23 protein-coding genes are annotated in these 14,184 nt (G+C 60.2%); 8 read left to right on the top strand and 15 right to left on the bottom strand.

The genetic code is table 11. The features are described 5' to 3' along the window. Positions 1 to 17: 17 nt before the first annotated feature. From PG897_RS09075 to PG897_RS09005, 15 genes are all read right to left on the bottom strand, one after another. Positions 18 to 194 carry a hypothetical protein gene (locus PG897_RS09075; protein WP_180911580.1) on the bottom strand — a complete coding sequence of 59 codons (177 nt, stop codon included), beginning with the start codon at positions 192 to 194 and terminating at the stop codon, positions 18 to 20. A 58-nt stretch (positions 195 to 252) separates the two neighbouring features. Then, the gene (locus PG897_RS09070; protein ID WP_180911581.1) at positions 253 to 855 is read right to left on the bottom strand and encodes a DNA N-6-adenine-methyltransferase; all 603 of its coding nucleotides are present in this window, start codon (positions 853 to 855) and stop codon (positions 253 to 255) included. Further along, positions 855 to 995: a hypothetical protein gene (locus PG897_RS09065; RefSeq protein ID WP_162901894.1), complete on the bottom strand. Its 141-nt coding sequence runs from the start codon at positions 993 to 995 to the stop codon at positions 855 to 857. The genes PG897_RS09070 and PG897_RS09065 overlap by 1 nt, the downstream gene beginning before the upstream one ends. Continuing rightward, on the bottom strand, positions 992 to 2,209 hold the full coding sequence (locus tag PG897_RS09060) for a hypothetical protein (protein WP_270828937.1): 1,218 nt from the start codon (positions 2,207 to 2,209) through the stop codon (positions 992 to 994). Before PG897_RS09060 ends, PG897_RS09065 begins: the two co-directional genes overlap by 4 nt. Positions 2,210 to 2,258: 49 nt before the next feature. Then, positions 2,259 to 3,362, bottom strand: coding sequence for a hypothetical protein (locus tag PG897_RS09055; RefSeq protein ID WP_270828936.1), 1,104 nt, complete (start codon positions 3,360 to 3,362; stop codon positions 2,259 to 2,261). A 63-nt stretch (positions 3,363 to 3,425) separates the two neighbouring features. Continuing rightward, positions 3,426 to 4,013: a hypothetical protein gene (locus PG897_RS09050; RefSeq protein WP_270828935.1), complete on the bottom strand. Its 588-nt coding sequence runs from the start codon at positions 4,011 to 4,013 to the stop codon at positions 3,426 to 3,428. 62 nt (positions 4,014 to 4,075) lie between these two features. After that, positions 4,076 to 5,044, bottom strand: coding sequence for a phage recombination protein Bet (bet, locus tag PG897_RS09045; protein ID WP_270828933.1), 969 nt, complete (start codon positions 5,042 to 5,044; stop codon positions 4,076 to 4,078). After that, a complete protein-coding gene (locus tag PG897_RS09040) occupies positions 5,041 to 5,886 on the bottom strand; it encodes a PD-(D/E)XK nuclease-like domain-containing protein (protein WP_270828931.1) in 846 nt (281 codons plus the stop codon). The genes bet and PG897_RS09040 overlap by 4 nt, the downstream gene beginning before the upstream one ends. Beyond that, positions 5,883 to 6,254: a hypothetical protein gene (locus tag PG897_RS09035; RefSeq protein ID WP_270828930.1), complete on the bottom strand. Its 372-nt coding sequence runs from the start codon at positions 6,252 to 6,254 to the stop codon at positions 5,883 to 5,885. The genes PG897_RS09040 and PG897_RS09035 overlap by 4 nt, the downstream gene beginning before the upstream one ends. 2 nt (positions 6,255 to 6,256) lie before the next feature. Then, entirely contained in the window at positions 6,257 to 6,448 is a 192-nt protein-coding gene (locus PG897_RS09030; protein ID WP_270697312.1) for a PA3496 family putative envelope integrity protein, read from the bottom strand. A gap of 75 nt (positions 6,449 to 6,523) precedes the next feature. After that, entirely contained in the window at positions 6,524 to 7,213 is a 690-nt protein-coding gene (locus tag PG897_RS09025) for a Rha family transcriptional regulator (protein ID WP_270828929.1), read from the bottom strand. 334 nt (positions 7,214 to 7,547) lie between these two features. Beyond that, on the bottom strand, positions 7,548 to 8,423 hold the full coding sequence (locus tag PG897_RS09020; protein WP_270828928.1) for a tetratricopeptide repeat protein: 876 nt from the start codon (positions 8,421 to 8,423) through the stop codon (positions 7,548 to 7,550). Between the two features lie 312 nt (positions 8,424 to 8,735). Next, positions 8,736 to 8,990, bottom strand: a complete 255-nt coding sequence (locus PG897_RS09015; RefSeq protein ID WP_270828927.1) for a hypothetical protein — start codon at positions 8,988 to 8,990, stop codon at positions 8,736 to 8,738. Positions 8,991 to 9,212: 222 nt separating this feature from the next. Continuing rightward, complete coding sequence (locus PG897_RS09010; protein WP_270828926.1) at positions 9,213 to 9,542, bottom strand: helix-turn-helix domain-containing protein; 330 nt, start codon at positions 9,540 to 9,542, stop codon at positions 9,213 to 9,215. A gap of 240 nt (positions 9,543 to 9,782) precedes the next feature. Continuing rightward, positions 9,783 to 10,391: a helix-turn-helix domain-containing protein gene (locus PG897_RS09005; RefSeq protein WP_270828925.1), complete on the bottom strand. Its 609-nt coding sequence runs from the start codon at positions 10,389 to 10,391 to the stop codon at positions 9,783 to 9,785. Positions 10,392 to 10,529: 138 nt separating this feature from the next. Between PG897_RS09005 and PG897_RS09000 the strand changes: the two genes are divergently transcribed. The 8 genes from PG897_RS09000 to PG897_RS08965 are packed head-to-tail and all read left to right on the top strand — an operon-like array spanning position 10,530 to position 14,137. Further along, positions 10,530 to 10,745 carry a hypothetical protein gene (locus PG897_RS09000; protein ID WP_143237276.1) on the top strand — a complete coding sequence of 72 codons (216 nt, stop codon included), beginning with the start codon at positions 10,530 to 10,532 and terminating at the stop codon, positions 10,743 to 10,745. Between the two features lie 32 nt (positions 10,746 to 10,777). Continuing rightward, the gene (locus PG897_RS08995; protein ID WP_270828924.1) at positions 10,778 to 11,476 is read left to right on the top strand and encodes a phage regulatory protein/antirepressor Ant; all 699 of its coding nucleotides are present in this window, start codon (positions 10,778 to 10,780) and stop codon (positions 11,474 to 11,476) included. A 41-nt stretch (positions 11,477 to 11,517) separates the two neighbouring features. Then, on the top strand, positions 11,518 to 11,907 hold the full coding sequence (locus PG897_RS08990) for a hypothetical protein (protein WP_201955732.1): 390 nt from the start codon (positions 11,518 to 11,520) through the stop codon (positions 11,905 to 11,907). 4 nt (positions 11,908 to 11,911) lie between these two features. Next, a complete protein-coding gene (locus PG897_RS08985; RefSeq protein ID WP_202040094.1) occupies positions 11,912 to 12,130 on the top strand; it encodes a hypothetical protein in 219 nt (72 codons plus the stop codon). Positions 12,131 to 12,182: 52 nt separating this feature from the next. After that, positions 12,183 to 12,335, top strand: coding sequence for a hypothetical protein (locus PG897_RS08980; protein ID WP_193399780.1), 153 nt, complete (start codon positions 12,183 to 12,185; stop codon positions 12,333 to 12,335). Then, positions 12,332 to 13,366: a conserved phage C-terminal domain-containing protein gene (locus tag PG897_RS08975; protein WP_270828922.1), complete on the top strand. Its 1,035-nt coding sequence runs from the start codon at positions 12,332 to 12,334 to the stop codon at positions 13,364 to 13,366. Before PG897_RS08980 ends, PG897_RS08975 begins: the two co-directional genes overlap by 4 nt. A 37-nt stretch (positions 13,367 to 13,403) precedes the next feature. Further along, positions 13,404 to 13,832 (top strand): hypothetical protein, encoded by a 429-nt coding sequence (locus PG897_RS08970; protein WP_111873656.1) that lies wholly within the window; start codon positions 13,404 to 13,406, stop codon positions 13,830 to 13,832. Between the two features lie 2 nt (positions 13,833 to 13,834). Continuing rightward, positions 13,835 to 14,137 carry a hypothetical protein gene (locus PG897_RS08965; RefSeq protein ID WP_210538413.1) on the top strand — a complete coding sequence of 101 codons (303 nt, stop codon included), beginning with the start codon at positions 13,835 to 13,837 and terminating at the stop codon, positions 14,135 to 14,137. The last annotated feature ends 47 nt before the right edge of the window (positions 14,138 to 14,184 follow it).

The following is a 14,184-nucleotide window of genomic DNA, read 5'->3' as shown; positions in this document are numbered from 1 at the left end:
CTGGGTCCTTTGGTCGGTTAGTTGCGGGCTTTAGCCTGCAGGTCGTGGAGCTTCTTGGCTGCGGCCTCGGCGGTTTGCCGGTCGCAGGTGATGCCGCCTGGCAGGACGAACTTGCCGGGCTGCTTGGGATGGGGCATGACGACGCCCAACCCGATGACTACTGCGCCGCAGTAGGGGTTTTCCGTGGCTTTCATGGGGTTCCTCGACTTGTCCACCGTTTCTGTGGGGATGGCGGTGGATGGGTTGGGGGTATCAGGCCGCGCGCTTAGAGCCAATGCCGCGCACAAAGGGGATGCGAGGGGATGCACCCACCTTCATGGTGGGGAAGGCAATCAGGGCGCAACCGAAGTTGGCTCCGCTCTTTCTGGTTGCGCCATCGCGCTCGTAGAACTGATAACGGCCATCCGGCTCGTAGATGATCACATCCTCGGCCAGCAAGCGGCGCCACCATGTTGTCAGCGGCTCGTATGGCAGCAGCATCATCCCGGGCCTGCCATTGGCTTGCTGCTGGCGGGCCTGGGTGATGAACTCAGGTTTCAGGTCGAACGGCGGGTTACACCACCAGTGCTCTGGCCAGTCAAGGTTGAGGCTGTCGATGCCCATACAGATGGTGCCTGCCTGCTCCGCCTCGCGTATCTGGGCGCGAACATCATCACGGGTGCGGTAGTCCAGCAGCTTTTCCAGCAGCAGGTGGCTGGTGAAGTAGTGGCTGCACTTGGCAGTGAGCGGCTCGGCGGCGATATCGCACTCGAAGTTGCGTCCGTAGAGCGCCTGCGCATCGGCAAAGCACTCCCAGGTGGTGGCCCAGAAGTTCTTGTCGCTGGCCGGGGTGCCGCTATCAATCAGGATCGCCATCAGCGCACCTCCTTGGGGTCGATGCCAAGCTGGCTGGCCAGCTGGCGGCGCTCTATCTCGTCGCGTTTTCGCTGGCGTTGTTGGAGTAGCGGTTTCGTCTTGCGGTCTTGCACCATGCCGCGGTGGCGGTAGAGGCTCATGCTGCCTCCTGGTGTTGCTCTTCCTGCTTGCTGGCGGCGAACTGCTCCTCCCACAGCTTCACCTTGAGCTCGCAGGCATAGACGATCTGGCCGACCAGCTTCTGGCCGATCCCCTTCACCTTGTCCAGCTTGTTCCCCTGGTGGCTCATCACCTTGTAGAGGGTGTCGATCCCGGCCTCTTCCAGCGGCTTGATGGTGCGCGGCGGTAGGCCGCATTCATGGATGCTGACTGTCTTGGCCCATTCGGTGCGGGGTTGCAGGTGGGGGTGACTCTGCTCCAGTGCCTCCTGCATGAAGGCGAAGATGTCCTGCGTCATGGCATCAGGGGCCCCGGAACCATAGGGCGCCGGGTAGATGGGGTTCATCCACTGGCTCAGCATGACCGAGCAGCCGGAGCCATCGGATTTCATGGCGTGCAGCTTCCAGCTGAGGTCGTTGATGAGGTAGGGGAGGTTTGATTTCAGGCCATGATCCACCATGTATACGTCCCAGAGCGTGCCATCCTCACCCTTGTAGGTTTTGCCGAGGTGTTTGTGCCAGATCAGCTTAGCGGCTCGGGCGCTCTCCAGCTCCATGATGACGGTGTGACGGCGCTCCAGCTCGCGATCCTGCTCGTTGATGGCGCTCAGCAGCTCACTGATACGGCGCCCCAGCTTTAACACTTCCGCACGGTAGGAGGCTTCGTTGCTCTTGTGCTTGGCGATCGCAGTGCGCTGCTCCTCCAGCAGCTCGTTCTTCTCCTTGATGCGGCGTTTCATGCCTGCCGGATCCATGGCGTTGAGGTCGGCCAGTTGACGCTCGAGCTGGCGGGTGGCGTACTGCAGGGCGCCGTACTTGGTCTGGACATCGTTCAGGATGCGCTGGGTCTTGTAGAGCTCGTCTGCCATGACCTCCAGCTCGGCGGCGCCTTCTTGCCGTGCTGCTGCAATGCGCTGCTCGGCTTCGGCTACCTGCTGGCGCAGCTGGCTGACCAGGGCAGCCTGGGTGAGCAGCTCGCCATCCCGGCCTTCCAGCTCGCCGATCAGGGTGTTGAACTCGTCGATGTGGGCGTTGGCCGCCTCGCTGATCATGGTCAGGTTGGCGTTGAGCAGGGTTTCGAAGCTGCCGATGGCGGCCTTGGCCGGGCCGTCCGGCATCAGCAGGATGTTGCGGATCTGGCTGGTGAGGGTGTTCAGGGCGAGACTGGTAGCCTCGCTGGGGTTCAGCGTGGTCATGGTTGGTCCTCTGGGAGTGCAAGGGCCCCGTTGGCGGCGGGGCGGGTGATCAGTAGTTGATGGTCAGATGGTCGATCTTGTTGCTGGCGATGTGCTTGATGAGGTTGATGGCTTTCCCCTCATCGATCCCCAGGCCCATCAGGTCCATCAGGATGGCGTTGTTGATGGTGCGGCGGTGCTCCATGTCGGCGGAGCGCGCAGCATCCTCTGCGGCTTTCTGGCGCTGCTCGTCGGCGATGCGCTGACGTTCCTGCTCTGCTGCCCGGGCGGCGGCCTCTTCCGCCTGGCGTGCAGCGTTTGCTTCGGCCTGCTGGCGGGCCAGCTCGGCGGCTTCGGAATCACGCCGGGCCTGCTCTGCAGCCTGCTGTGCCACCTGGGCTTGGCGTTGGGCCTCCTGCTCGCGGTGCTGGGCGGCTTCACGCTCCAGGCGCTGGCGATTTTCTTCCTCCCGGCGGGCTTGCTCCGCCGCCTGCTCGACTATCAGGCGCTCGCGGTCGATGCGATCCTGTTCGGCCTGCTTCTGGCGCAGTTGCTCCAGCTCTGCCTGCTCGGATTCGTACTTCTGGCGGGCTGCCAGGGCCTCTCCGAGGCGCTTGGTTGCGAGCTCCTTGGCAACGGTCGCCTGGGGCAGCAGCTCTTGCCAGGAGTCGTCCAGGGCGTTCTGCTCGACCTCCTGCAGCATGACCTGCAGGTCGGCGGCGGCGATCTCGATACCGGCAGAGGATCCCAGTTCATTGAGGCGGGCCAGTCGGGATTGCAGTGCTGCCACCCGGGCCTCCTCTGCCGCTTCGTACTGGGTGAGCGGGGCGCGCACCTCGTCTTTCAGGGCGTCCAGGGTGTCGCGGATCTGCTTGCGGTTGGCGTCGATGCGCTTGGGGATCTCCTTGAACTTGTCCGTTTGCTCCTTGCCGAGCCCGTCCAGGTAGGTCTTGGTGCGGGCGACAGCATGGGCGACGCTGGCGATCTCCTTGCGGCCCTTGGCGGTGGTGATGTCGGGTACCAGGCTGGTTGCCTTCTGGCGAATGTCGGCCAGCAGTTCAGCCACGCCCTGGCCCTCGGTGAACAGGGCGACGGCGGTGGTGGGTTCGATGACAACCAGCTGGGCTTGGGTGTTGTCTGCTTTGGTTTTATCGACAGTGGCTTGTTCGGTCATGGCGGGTCCTTGGGGTTGAAAAGGCCCGCAGAGTGCGGGCCAGTAGAAGATGCTAACTGATTGCTATTCCTCGCCTTGCGGCTCTAGGTCGGCAAGAAACTGAGCATGGGTCGGCAACGCATCAAGCTGGTAGGTCTTGACCAGACGAACCGGGTAGTAGCCCGGCGACGGGTCATCTGAGGTGATCCAGTGGAAGCGCTCGCCTTCCGGCACCGGCGCTTCATTGAATCCCTGAAACACCTCGAAGGTGCCCTTATCGAAGTCCACCACGTAGGCCCACTCGCAGAACAGGGAGTCAGCGGCGAAGCTGCGGCGATCCTTCAGCAGGATGCCTGGTTCAGCTTTGGCGACGATGTTGAGGATGTTGGCGCCTAGATCCCGGCTGAACTGCTGGTACTTGCCACCTTCAGCCATCATTCTGCTGCTTGAACCCGGCGCGGCAGCGTCAAGCTCCGCCTGAATGGCATCAAGGTCTTCATCTGTTGCGAACCTGGCTGCGCGCAGCTTGGTGATGAAGCTTTCACGGTTCATGCTGAGCAGGAACTGCAGCGCAGTTGCGCCTTGTCCGCTCGGGTAGCCATCCCATTGCCCGTACTGGGCAATCCGGTATTCGCCATCAACGACAACGCAGGTAAGATTTCTGGTTCCCATACTTTTGTCCTCTGCAATAAAAAGCCCGCTGGTTGGCGGGCTGGATGGGTTGAGGTGGTTGGTTACGCTTGCGGCTGGCTGAGCTGTTTCTTGCGCTCGCCGGCTATCTGCTTGATACCGGCAATGATGTTCTGGTCGCCGGTTTCGTTGGCCCAGGTCCAGGCCGTGGTGTAGGCCTGCTGCCACTCGGCGGTGTCGCCGGATCCCTCGATGGCGGCGCAGTGGTCGGCGTAGGCGCTGGCGTGGTCGGCCTGGGCGGGTTCGGCCACCTGCTCGTGCTCCAGGGTGACCGGTTCGGTGCTCTGGCCACGGATGGCATCCAGGGCGCGGCTCTTCGCTGGGGACGCCTGCTGTGGCTGGTTGCCGGGGATCTCGTTGATGATGATCTCCTTCCCTTCCATCTCCTCGGCGGTGGGCTCGCTTCCGATCTCCGGCCAGGCCTTGCGCAGCGCCTGCGCCTCGGTGCACTTGGCGAGCTGGGCATAGGGCCGCTTGCGCCACATGGCGTTGGGGCACTCGGTCTTGCCGCTCTGGGTGGCGTAGTTCTCCTTCCAGCGCTCCAGGGCGTGGAAGGCAACCCGCTGGCCGTTGACCATCTTATAGACGGTGTACTTGCACCACTGCGGGTAGGTGACCTTGATCTTGGCGCTTTGGTTGTAGGGGTCTTGGAACTCCTCGGTCACATCCGGTCCGAACACGGGTTCGTCGGCCCCCGCGTAGTTGCCGGAGCGATCGGCCTGGATCCGGTACATGCCGATCCCGGGCATAGGTACATCCCGCCAGACTTTCTCCTTGGAGCGGGCATCAGTCACCTGCATGGGGACGAGGTGGACCGGCTTGAGCAGAATGTCCAGGCCGCGAGCCTTGCAGTAGTCGATAGCCATGACCACCGAATCGGGGTTGGCTCCCGGGTAGATGGTGTTACACAGGGCGTTCCAGGTCGGTTCGTCGATGCCTCGCTGGACGAGAATGGGGAACTGGGCGGCGAAGTTATCGGCCGCCTGCTGCTTGATGCTGGTGATGTTGCTCATGCTGCTTTCCTTGTCGCCCAGGCTGGGCGCTGGAGGGGTTTGAAGTCGTGCCAGTCGTTGTTGACCCGGCAGTCGTGGAAGCGATGGAGGTCGCGGCGGAACAGGTCCTTGCCCGCATCCTTCCAGTCATCCGTCAGGGGGCGCACCCGCACCGGGTAGCGGCCACAGTTCACACTGGTGCTGACCGCCAGAAAGACGAAATCCGGCTGCTCGCCCATCACCCGGTGGTAGCCTTCGGAGTACATGGCATCCTGCACGTGGTAGCGGAAGTCCTCGACATGGCGCTCGAAGCGCCCCATATCGTCCACCGACTTCACGTCGATCATGATGGGGTGATTGCTCAGGTGGCGGTCTGGTCGGATCCGGCACAGCTCCTGGGTCTGGGGGTCAATCCAGTAGAAGGAGGCCTCGCTGTGCCCCTCTTGTTCCAGCAGCCAGCGGGCATCCGGGTGGGCCATCACGCTGTCGCGCATCAGGTAGAGCTTGCGGCCCTCTTCGGCATCCATCACCGTCTTGCCGAGCTCGGCGCAGTTGGCCAGAAACTCGGCCTCTGCTTCCTTGCCGGCGTTGGTGCGGCGGTTGAACGGCGGGGCGATGATGAAGCGGTCTTTGAACTCGTCGGGCTCCAGCAGTAGGCAGTGGATGGCGCTGCCCATGTCAAAGGCCTTGAGCTTCTCTTCATCGAGCGGGGCGTTTTTGGCCCAGATGTAGGTGGCCGGGCTTTCGGCGATCTGGTCGAGCTGGCTTTTGCTGACCCCGGGGCCGGCGTGGTACTCCTCGTTGGAGAGGCCGAACACCCGGCCCAGTGGGTGCGCGGTGGAGGTGTCGGCGATGGCATTCATGCTGCGCTCCTGTGTTGGTACTGCTCCCATTGCTCCTCGCTCATGGCGTCGTGCAGGGCGGCGAGGTGATAACCCCATGCTTCCTTGGCCAGGGCGGCCAGGGCGGCGTCCATCAGCTGCTTGGTGAGCTGCATCAGCGGGGCAGGATCGCCCTCGGTCATCAGCAGGAACATCGCCTGGTTGAGCTGCAGGCCCTGGTCGTGGTTCACCTCGGCCAGCAGGGTGGACAGGTCGGTATCGAGTTCCCCGGCCAGTAGCAGGGGACGGTTGGCCGCGATCCACTCGGTGATCCACTCGGCCTTGGCGTTGGCCTCGGCCTCGGCCTCGCGGCTCTCCAGCAGGGCGAGCAGGGCGGTTTCGTTGGTCATGGCTACATCTCCATTTCCAGTTGCAGGGCTCGCGCTTCGTGATACTCCTCGATGGCGCGGCGGGTGGCGGCCTTGGTCTTGGCCATCCGCTTTTGCTCGGCGGATGGGGCGGCGTCTACGTCATATTTGCGGCGGGTGGGTGGCACCATCGCGCCGCGAAAGCCCATCAACTGGGCTTCGGTCAGATTTTTCATGGTCTGGGTCCTGTGGTGGTTAAAAACAAAAACCCCAGCACGAGGGCTGGGGTTGTTGGTTGAAACTGGCGCTGGTTAGCGTGGCTGCATCAGCGATTTGGTGCGCCGGGTGACGGAAGCCAGGGTCAGCTTCATCAAGTCGGTCAGGTCGTCATTGCTCATCAGGTCGAGCATGCGCTGCATGTCGCGCGGGTCGGTGGGGTCAATGACGTGGGCGCAGTCGGCAACCGGCCAGAGGGTGAGGCTATCCCCGCCGTGGCGGCCGCTCATGCTGCCGCTGTCTGGCTCGATGCTGAGCATGTAGCGGGTGGCGCCCAGCTTGTGGCAGAGGGCCTTGGCTAGTTGCTGCCCGCTGCATTTGTGCAGTTCGCTGGCAACGGGCGGGAAGGGGATGTCTTCGAGCGAATACTGCTCCAACTCGCGGCGGTGGAGTTCATCAGCCATGCGGTTGAACTCGGCGATATAGGCTTCCTTGATGGCGGCCGCCTTGATGCCGGTGAAGCCCATCACCAGGAAGATAAAGCCGTCTTTGGTCATGTTCCACATGCTCAGTTTGCGGCCTGTGGTATCTGTATATTCACTCTCCTCAAAATTGAGGGCAGTGAATTCAGGTGAGCAACTGAGAGATTCCAATTTACGCAACACGTTATCGTGGCGCTTGCCGAAGGCATCGGCGACTTTGAGCGAGGTGGTCATCAGGGCGCCGCTTTCGACGACGGCGACGAGGTTCTGCATGGTGGCGGGGGCAATAGCTTGAGTGTTCATGGTGCGATTCTCCTGTAGAAGTGAATCACCACCGAGAGGTTCCAATCTCTGCATTGGTGGCGAACTGAACGAGGTTGGAACTACCGGCTACAGAAGAACCCGGCCAGCCTTGCGGCTGCCTCGCCCAGCCCGCCATAACAGAAATTGCGGGTACTACTGGACTACGCATAAAAAAACACGCTGGCGCGTGTCATGCGCTTCTGTAGGCTCGGGGTTCCAATCCCGGCAACGGATTTTGCCGTTGCTTTTATAGTATCCAGAAACATTGGCATGGTTGTCAATCCATGAAAAAGCCCAGCGGTTGCTGGGCTTGGTCTGGTGGTCGTTGTAACGACTACTTTGGTTGGTATTTCTCGAAGTAGCTGACGGCCAACTCTTGGCCTTTGGCTAATTGTTCTGGGGTGAGAAGCTTTGCAACTTTATCGCGAGATTTTGCGAATTCCTCCACGCCATTTGCTGCGGCAACAGAAAACCACGCATAGGCTTGGACATAATTTTGTGGCACACCGGATCCATCACCGTAACATGCACCAATGGCCCCTTGAGCAACTGGGTGACCTTGTTCAGCAGCTTTACGCCACCAATCCATCGCTTGCTTATCACTCTTCGTGACACCTAGACCATTTTTGTACTGATGGCCCAGCTTGAACTGGGCGTCTGAAACACCTTGTTCAGCGGCTTTTCGGAACCACTGTACCGCTTGTTTATTGTTTTTGGTGACCCCCAAACCTTGGGCGTACATCGTGCCAAGATTAACTTGAGCATATGAATAGCCTTGGTCGGCTGATTTACGCCACCAGTTTATCGCCTGCTTGTAGTTTTTTGCATCGTCATACTTCAGGCCCAGCTTGAATTGCGCGAATGGACTACCTTGCTCGGCAGCCTTGCTATACCAGAACATCGCTTTTTTATCACTGCGAGGTACGCTTTCACCTCGATCGTACATTCCTGCAAGACTCTCTTGAGCGTTAGCGTCGCCTTGGTCGGCAGCCTTTTGATACCAGCTAAAAGCTTGTCCATAGTCTTGAGGCGTGCCTATACCACTGTGATGTAAATGCGCAAGGAGAACTTGAGCTTGGCTTAATCCTCCTTCAGCATCTTTCGTTATTTTGGGAATATCCCATTGTGTTCCATTTGCCTGTACTACTGGCAACCAGAGTAGCGACACCCCAAGCAACACCGCTCCTATCCAACCCCCGACTCGATTCATAACCCCTCCTTGTTTCGAAGGGGGTATTATGGATCTGTTTGGGGCGGCTGTCAGCCTGCAACCCCCTGGTGCAAGGGGCTCCAGGCTGGCCACTGTTGCCAGTGGCTAGCTGTCACCTTCCAGCGCCATGTTCCGGTTTGACGGGTTAATGGCGATCTGCCGGGCCAGCAGATTGCGAGCGGTGACTGCCCAATCCGAATTGTTAAAGAGCGGTGCAATCCTGAATTCAGGCTGCAAGAAGCCAAGACACACTCGCGGTGTCTATTAAATGCGTCTTGGCTACGGCGCTATGAGGGAAGCGCCAGACCCGGGTCAGATGGCGTTGCGGTGGAACTCGGCCCGCCAGTGGAGGAGGGCGCGGCATTTCATGGCGGTCAGGGTGCGCACCTTGGCAGACTGGGCTGCTCGGGCTGCGACGAGCTGGTGCCGCTCGGTGGCCATCATGGCAACCGCCAAGCGTTGCTTGATGGCTCGGCGGCGAGCAGCGTTGCCGTTCAGGCGGTCGGCGATGGCGGCTACGATCTGGTCGGCGCTTTTCGCGGCTCTGGAAAAAATGCGTCTGGTCATGATACAGTCTCCGTTGTTAGCGGGTGGTCCTCGTTAACCCCTTCCTTGCTTTGGCTTGGTCGGGTCCTGTTGCTGGGGTTGGTCCCCCGGCTTTCACTGACCGGGTGGTACCCGGTCCTTCGAAGCCCGCCTTGTGCGGGCTTTGTCGTTCTTACGCGCTGGTCAGGCGCCTCACTTCTGCCCTGGTCAGGGGCCGGGTCCTGTTGCCGGGTGGTACTGAATTCAGTTAAAAAATGTGCGCGGGTAAAACTTGCTGCGATTAAGTCGCGGCAGTGTCTTGCGCTGTTTCTGCTTTAGCTGTGAGGCTTTCGCTTCGCTAACCCCATGCTTGGCTTGCCACTCGTCGCCAGTCTGACCGGTGTAAAGCCAGACCGGATCGACCTGTAAGGCGGATGCGATGGCAAAGAGTGAGACGGCTCGAAGATCACGTTCAGAGTTGTTGATGATCTCGCTCATCGCGGCCTTACTCACACCTGACAACCTGCACAGCCCTGCTTGTTTTATGCCCAGCTCGTCCAGCCTTTCTTGAATTCTCTGCCCTAGCGTTTTCATGGTCACTTCCTCACCACCACCGGTCTTGGTTTTTCTCTTACTTCCTTCATTAGCCCGCGTGACTGGTCAACCCGTCACCATTTCCATTCAGCAACACACGTTGCCACCTTTGGAATGAGCTGATTATTGCCTGTGGGCAATCAAAGGTCAATATGGTGACTATGGTAAATTTTGTTTTTTGTTGGGCAATAAAAAAACCCGCCAAGTGGCGGGCTGTTGGATTGTATGCCGGAAGCGGGGTTACGAGGGGAGTCGGATCTCGATAACTTTTCCGACGAGTAGTAGTTGCTTATCGGTGAGAGAGCCAGCGCGAGGGTCATCCACCCCATAGCACCAGCCTGGCAACCCCTTGATGGCGCGTAGAAACATAAACCTGTCGTCCACCTTGGCCAGCATGATCTTGTTGTGTTCCGGCTTACTGTCGTTGAGATCGACCAAGCATAATGCCTCGGGCGTAATACCCGCGTCAGCCAGTTGATCATTGTCAGCTACCACGGCTATCAGGTGGCCGTCCCTCTCTGTAGCCAGCTTGCGGCCTGTGTCTGCGTGGGGCCAGGCATCTATAACGGGGTCGGCATGCAATCCAGCCATGGTCCACACCGGCACCATGCCTGGGCCAGCTTCGATATCGCGGATCAGGCTGTCAGCCGAGCGCCCGAGAAAAAGCCAAACGGGATCAACCTTCAACTGCTTAGCGATGCTCATCAAGCTGCTGGCTCGAATCTCTCGGCCAGGTTCTGAAAGAAGCCTACTGAGAGCTGCCGGTGAAATCCCTGTTCGGCGGCTCAATTCGGCAGCGCTTACATGAAGCTCTTTCATCCGTGCTTCAAGGCGTTGCGAGAAATTCATTGTCCTTTCACCTAGTTAACTCTTGTTGTTTGAAGTTTATCAAGGAAGGTTTTGCCTGAGTGCTACGAATTGCTTGCAATAGTTGCCTGCGAGCAAGATAATCGGTGGTGATATATACCACCCACACGAGGACCACCTATGCGTATCGACGATGTAACCAAGTTCTTTGGCAATGCGGCCAAGGCGTGCAACGCCATCGGCACGAGCCAATCAAATTTCACCAAGTGGAGGAAGCTGAACAAGGGCATTGTCCCGGCCCAGCATGCCGTCCAGTTTGTGTTGGCCAGCAATGGCGAGCTGCGACTGGGGCTGGAGGATTACTCCCTCAGCAAGACCCAAGACCAAGCCGCCTAACCAGCCACTCAACCATCCACAGGACCCAAACCATGACCAATTTGAGCCTTATCAACAACGACCAGACCATGAGCAGCGTTGAGATCGCCGAACTGACAGGGAAAGAGCACAAGAACGTTCTGGCCGATATCCGCAAAATGCTGGTCGAAATTCAATCGGCTGAAAAGCCAGCCGATTACAAAGACGGCAGAGGTCGCACCCAGCCGTGCCTTTTGCTGACCAAGGAAGAAACCCTCTGCCTTGTTGCTGGCTACAGTGCCGCCCTGCGCATGGCGATCATCAAGCGCTGGCAGGAGCTGGAATCCCAGCAGGGGCCGCAGATCCCGCAGACCTATGCCGCCGCGCTGCTTGAGGCCGGACGCCTTGCGCTGGAAGTGGAGCAGAAAAACCATCTGTTGGCGGTTCAGGCACCCAAGGTGGCATTTGCCGATCGCGTTGCCGGTGACGACAAGGGCGTGAATATCGGCAACTACGCCCGCGCCGTCGGGCTCGGCCAGAACGTGCTGTTTCGGGCGCTGCGTGAGCATCGCATCCTGATGAGTGGCGGGAACCGGCACAACCTGCCGTTTCAGGACTACATCGATCGTGGGTACTTCACCGTCAAGGAGGGTACCCGCACCCACAACGATGAGACCGTCCCCACCTTCACGCCCATGGTGACCGGCAAAGGTCAGCAGTGGCTGACCCGACGCCTGATCGACCTTGGCTATTTGAAGCCCATCGCCGCCTGACCACCGGCCAGCTTTTCCACCCAACATAGAGGACCAACCCCATGGGAAGAGTATCGCTCCCAGATCATGAAAATATGAGCACCCGCTCCCCGCTGCGGGTGCGCGGCACCCCAGCCCAGCGCCAGGTATGGCAGGAAGTCGGCGCCGAGTGTGGCATGACTGAAACCGCATTTGCGCGCGCTTCATTGCTGATCCTGCTCAAGGCCATATCTCAGCACGAGCCCGGCATCTTGGCGAGGGCCGTCAAACGGGCCAATCGAAGCCTGCTCGAGCAGGGATTCCCGCCCGTCACCGTCGAGGAAATCCTGGAAGGTTCCGGCCTGCCCGAGCGCGGCCTGCTCCAGTTCAGCCAGGAAGACGAGGCCGCCTACAACGAGGAGCGCCCACTGCGCCCCCTGCAAAAACTCATCAACTTCGTCCTCGGGAGGTAACCCCATGACTATGCAACACCGTCCGCCGCGCCCGGCATCCCAGCATGTCAGCGATCGGGACAACATCATCCTGAAATCGGTCATGCATGAGCTGGCCCTGGCCCTCGATGAGCCGCTGATTTCGACTGCGCATGCCGCCGGTACCGACCGGCAGGCCCTGCGCCTGGCCCGCGAGCTTGAGGCTCGCACCCTTGAACGCGCCGAGAACCAGCCTAGCGCCTAACTTCCCTGGCCCGCCTCACCACCGGGCAGCTTAAACACCACAGGACCCAACAATGACCAATTCAACCATGGCCCATGGGGGCCACCCCTTGCTGAACGACCTCAACCACTGCCCGCTGTGTGGCGGTGAACTGCAATCCGGTAACGATGACCGCGCCTTTGAGTGCCCGGCTTGCGCCTACACCGAGCAGGAGGTGGCGGCATGAGCGCCGTTATCAAATTCCCGGGGCCCAGCGCCCCCATTTCCAAACCTATCAGCATAGGTAGCAACGTGAGCGAAAATGCCCGCAATGGCTTCCGCCTCGCTTACTCGTCGATGCTGAATGCCCCCTGGTACAAGGATGTAGCCAAGAAGTCCGTGTGGCTGCATTTGCTGCTGGATGCGGCCTACGAGAGCCGTGAAGTCACCTTCAATGGCAACCGCCTCACCATTCATCGTGGTCAGCTGGCTTGCTCTGCTCGTTCGCTCGGGAAAGCGTGTGGCGTATCTGAGGATCAGGCTCGCCGGGCGCTGGACTATTTCGATGAGGAGGGAGCGATCAGCAGGACGACCAAGCAGGGCAAGAGTGGTTACACCATCATCAGCCTGCTGAATTTCGACGCTTATCAGCGCGGAGTTTCGCAACACTTTATCGCGGAGTATGGTGCGGAGTTTGAGGGCGCGCCAGATATGGGGTTAGAGGGTGATCACCAACTCAGCGGCGCGGAGTTAGGTGCGGAGTATCATGCCGAAGATCTTATCATTAATAACAATATAAACTCTGAAGATAATAAACAGATCTCTTGTTCTGTTTCTGACGAAACAAAACCGGCTAAAAAAACGGCAGAGCCATCAGCGGATTCTCTGGCTGTGCTGAACCACCTCAACGCCGCATGCAATCGCCGCTATCAGGCCAAGCCAACCACCCTGCAGAACATCAACGCCAGACTGGCGGAGGGCTACTCCGTGGCCGATCTGCAACTGGTGATCGACTTCAAGCGCGAGCACTGGTCCGCAAACCTGAAAATGGCCGAATACCTGCGGCCAATGACCCTGTTTGCGCCGCAGAAGTTCGCCGGGTACCTGGCTGGCGCCCAACGCTGGGTTCAGATCGGTCGCCCGCGCTGCCTGAACGGCGAGTGGGAGGGCTTCGAGGGTAAGCGCAAGCCGATGTCCAACATTGCCGCCGCCCAGCAGCAGGCGCGCAGTCTCATCGAATCGGGAGCTGTCAGCTATGACGACGACACTCCCCTCTAACGTGACCGCACTGCCAGCCAACCAGGATGCGCCCGCCATGAGCGCCCGCATGGCCGCATTCATCGCTGAGGAGCTGCTGCCGCTGATGGCCGGGAGCTGGCCTGCCAGTGCCAACCAGCTGGATGCCAATGCCCGCGGCGTGGCGCTGGCTTGGGGTGGCGTGCTGCGCGGGTTCACTCCAGCCCAGATCCGGGAGGTGGTGCAGGACATGGCGGCCGATGTGGAGCGCCAGTTCGCTCCGCGCCCGGCAGAAGTGCGGGCAGAGATACTGCGCCGGCAGCCAGCCACGGCTGCGCCAGCCCGGGAGTCAAGGCTGGTGATCTCCATCAGGGCATGCGAGATGGAGGCGACCGTGATTGTGCTGCAGCGTGACGGCGACGTGACGAGCGAGGCGGTGCAGGTTGAGCTGGACAGGATACTCACCGAACGCCGCCAGCGCGGTTACACCATCACAGGGAGGATTTAGGGATGTTCAACCAAGACGTGATCGCCGCGGTCAAGGCCGCGAAATTCTGCCGGGTGGTGATCTATCCGGCCGTGTGGGGCTGGTGCGGGGAGCGGGTACAGCTCGAGGTGGCCGACGAGATCGCCGCACTGGGCCACACCGATCAGCAGCGTGGCGCAGGGCATTGGCTGGTGCAGAGCACGACGCCGGAGCAAGTGGCGGAGGAGGCTGCTCGACTGAGAGCCGCGCCAGTGCTGGTGTTGCGAGGTGGTGACACGTTTGGGGCTGTGGATAACTTTGAAAGGGAGGGCCTTGCCAACCAGTGACACCAGAGGTACTGCGCCGTACCATGACTCTGCCGGACCTAGACCAC

This window comes from Aeromonas sp. QDB20 (assembly GCF_027707805.1).
GTDB classification, from domain to species: Bacteria; Pseudomonadota; Gammaproteobacteria; order Enterobacterales; family Aeromonadaceae; genus Aeromonas; species Aeromonas dhakensis.
This window is presented reverse-complemented; position numbering and strand designations above follow the sequence as displayed.

What these genes read in the sequence shown, in the direction of transcription:
- PG897_RS09075 (WP_180911580.1), bottom strand. Translation starts at nt 194, where the DNA reads ATGAAAGCCACGGAAAACCCCTACTGCGGCGCAGTAGTCATCGGGTTG.
- PG897_RS09070 (WP_180911581.1), bottom strand. Translation starts at nt 855, where the DNA reads ATGGCGATCCTGATTGATAGCGGCACCCCGGCCAGCGACAAGAACTTC.
- PG897_RS09065 (WP_162901894.1), bottom strand. Translation starts at nt 995, where the DNA reads ATGAGCCTCTACCGCCACCGCGGCATGGTGCAAGACCGCAAGACGAAA.
- PG897_RS09060 (WP_270828937.1), bottom strand. Translation starts at nt 2,209, where the DNA reads ATGACCACGCTGAACCCCAGCGAGGCTACCAGTCTCGCCCTGAACACC.
- PG897_RS09055 (WP_270828936.1), bottom strand. Translation starts at nt 3,362, where the DNA reads ATGACCGAACAAGCCACTGTCGATAAAACCAAAGCAGACAACACCCAA.
- PG897_RS09050 (WP_270828935.1), bottom strand. Translation starts at nt 4,013, where the DNA reads ATGGGAACCAGAAATCTTACCTGCGTTGTCGTTGATGGCGAATACCGG.
- bet (WP_270828933.1), bottom strand. Translation starts at nt 5,044, where the DNA reads ATGAGCAACATCACCAGCATCAAGCAGCAGGCGGCCGATAACTTCGCC.
- PG897_RS09040 (WP_270828931.1), bottom strand. Translation starts at nt 5,886, where the DNA reads ATGAATGCCATCGCCGACACCTCCACCGCGCACCCACTGGGCCGGGTG.
- PG897_RS09035 (WP_270828930.1), bottom strand. Translation starts at nt 6,254, where the DNA reads ATGACCAACGAAACCGCCCTGCTCGCCCTGCTGGAGAGCCGCGAGGCC.
- PG897_RS09030 (WP_270697312.1), bottom strand. Translation starts at nt 6,448, where the DNA reads ATGAAAAATCTGACCGAAGCCCAGTTGATGGGCTTTCGCGGCGCGATG.
- PG897_RS09025 (WP_270828929.1), bottom strand. Translation starts at nt 7,213, where the DNA reads ATGAACACTCAAGCTATTGCCCCCGCCACCATGCAGAACCTCGTCGCC.
- PG897_RS09020 (WP_270828928.1), bottom strand. Translation starts at nt 8,423, where the DNA reads ATGAATCGAGTCGGGGGTTGGATAGGAGCGGTGTTGCTTGGGGTGTCG.
- PG897_RS09015 (WP_270828927.1), bottom strand. Translation starts at nt 8,990, where the DNA reads ATGACCAGACGCATTTTTTCCAGAGCCGCGAAAAGCGCCGACCAGATC.
- PG897_RS09010 (WP_270828926.1), bottom strand. Translation starts at nt 9,542, where the DNA reads ATGAAAACGCTAGGGCAGAGAATTCAAGAAAGGCTGGACGAGCTGGGC.
- PG897_RS09005 (WP_270828925.1), bottom strand. Translation starts at nt 10,391, where the DNA reads ATGAATTTCTCGCAACGCCTTGAAGCACGGATGAAAGAGCTTCATGTA.
- PG897_RS09000 (WP_143237276.1), top strand. Translation starts at nt 10,530, where the DNA reads ATGCGTATCGACGATGTAACCAAGTTCTTTGGCAATGCGGCCAAGGCG.
- PG897_RS08995 (WP_270828924.1), top strand. Translation starts at nt 10,778, where the DNA reads ATGACCAATTTGAGCCTTATCAACAACGACCAGACCATGAGCAGCGTT.
- PG897_RS08990 (WP_201955732.1), top strand. Translation starts at nt 11,518, where the DNA reads ATGGGAAGAGTATCGCTCCCAGATCATGAAAATATGAGCACCCGCTCC.
- PG897_RS08985 (WP_202040094.1), top strand. Translation starts at nt 11,912, where the DNA reads ATGACTATGCAACACCGTCCGCCGCGCCCGGCATCCCAGCATGTCAGC.
- PG897_RS08980 (WP_193399780.1), top strand. Translation starts at nt 12,183, where the DNA reads ATGACCAATTCAACCATGGCCCATGGGGGCCACCCCTTGCTGAACGAC.
- PG897_RS08975 (WP_270828922.1), top strand. Translation starts at nt 12,332, where the DNA reads ATGAGCGCCGTTATCAAATTCCCGGGGCCCAGCGCCCCCATTTCCAAA.
- PG897_RS08970 (WP_111873656.1), top strand. Translation starts at nt 13,404, where the DNA reads ATGAGCGCCCGCATGGCCGCATTCATCGCTGAGGAGCTGCTGCCGCTG.
- PG897_RS08965 (WP_210538413.1), top strand. Translation starts at nt 13,835, where the DNA reads ATGTTCAACCAAGACGTGATCGCCGCGGTCAAGGCCGCGAAATTCTGC.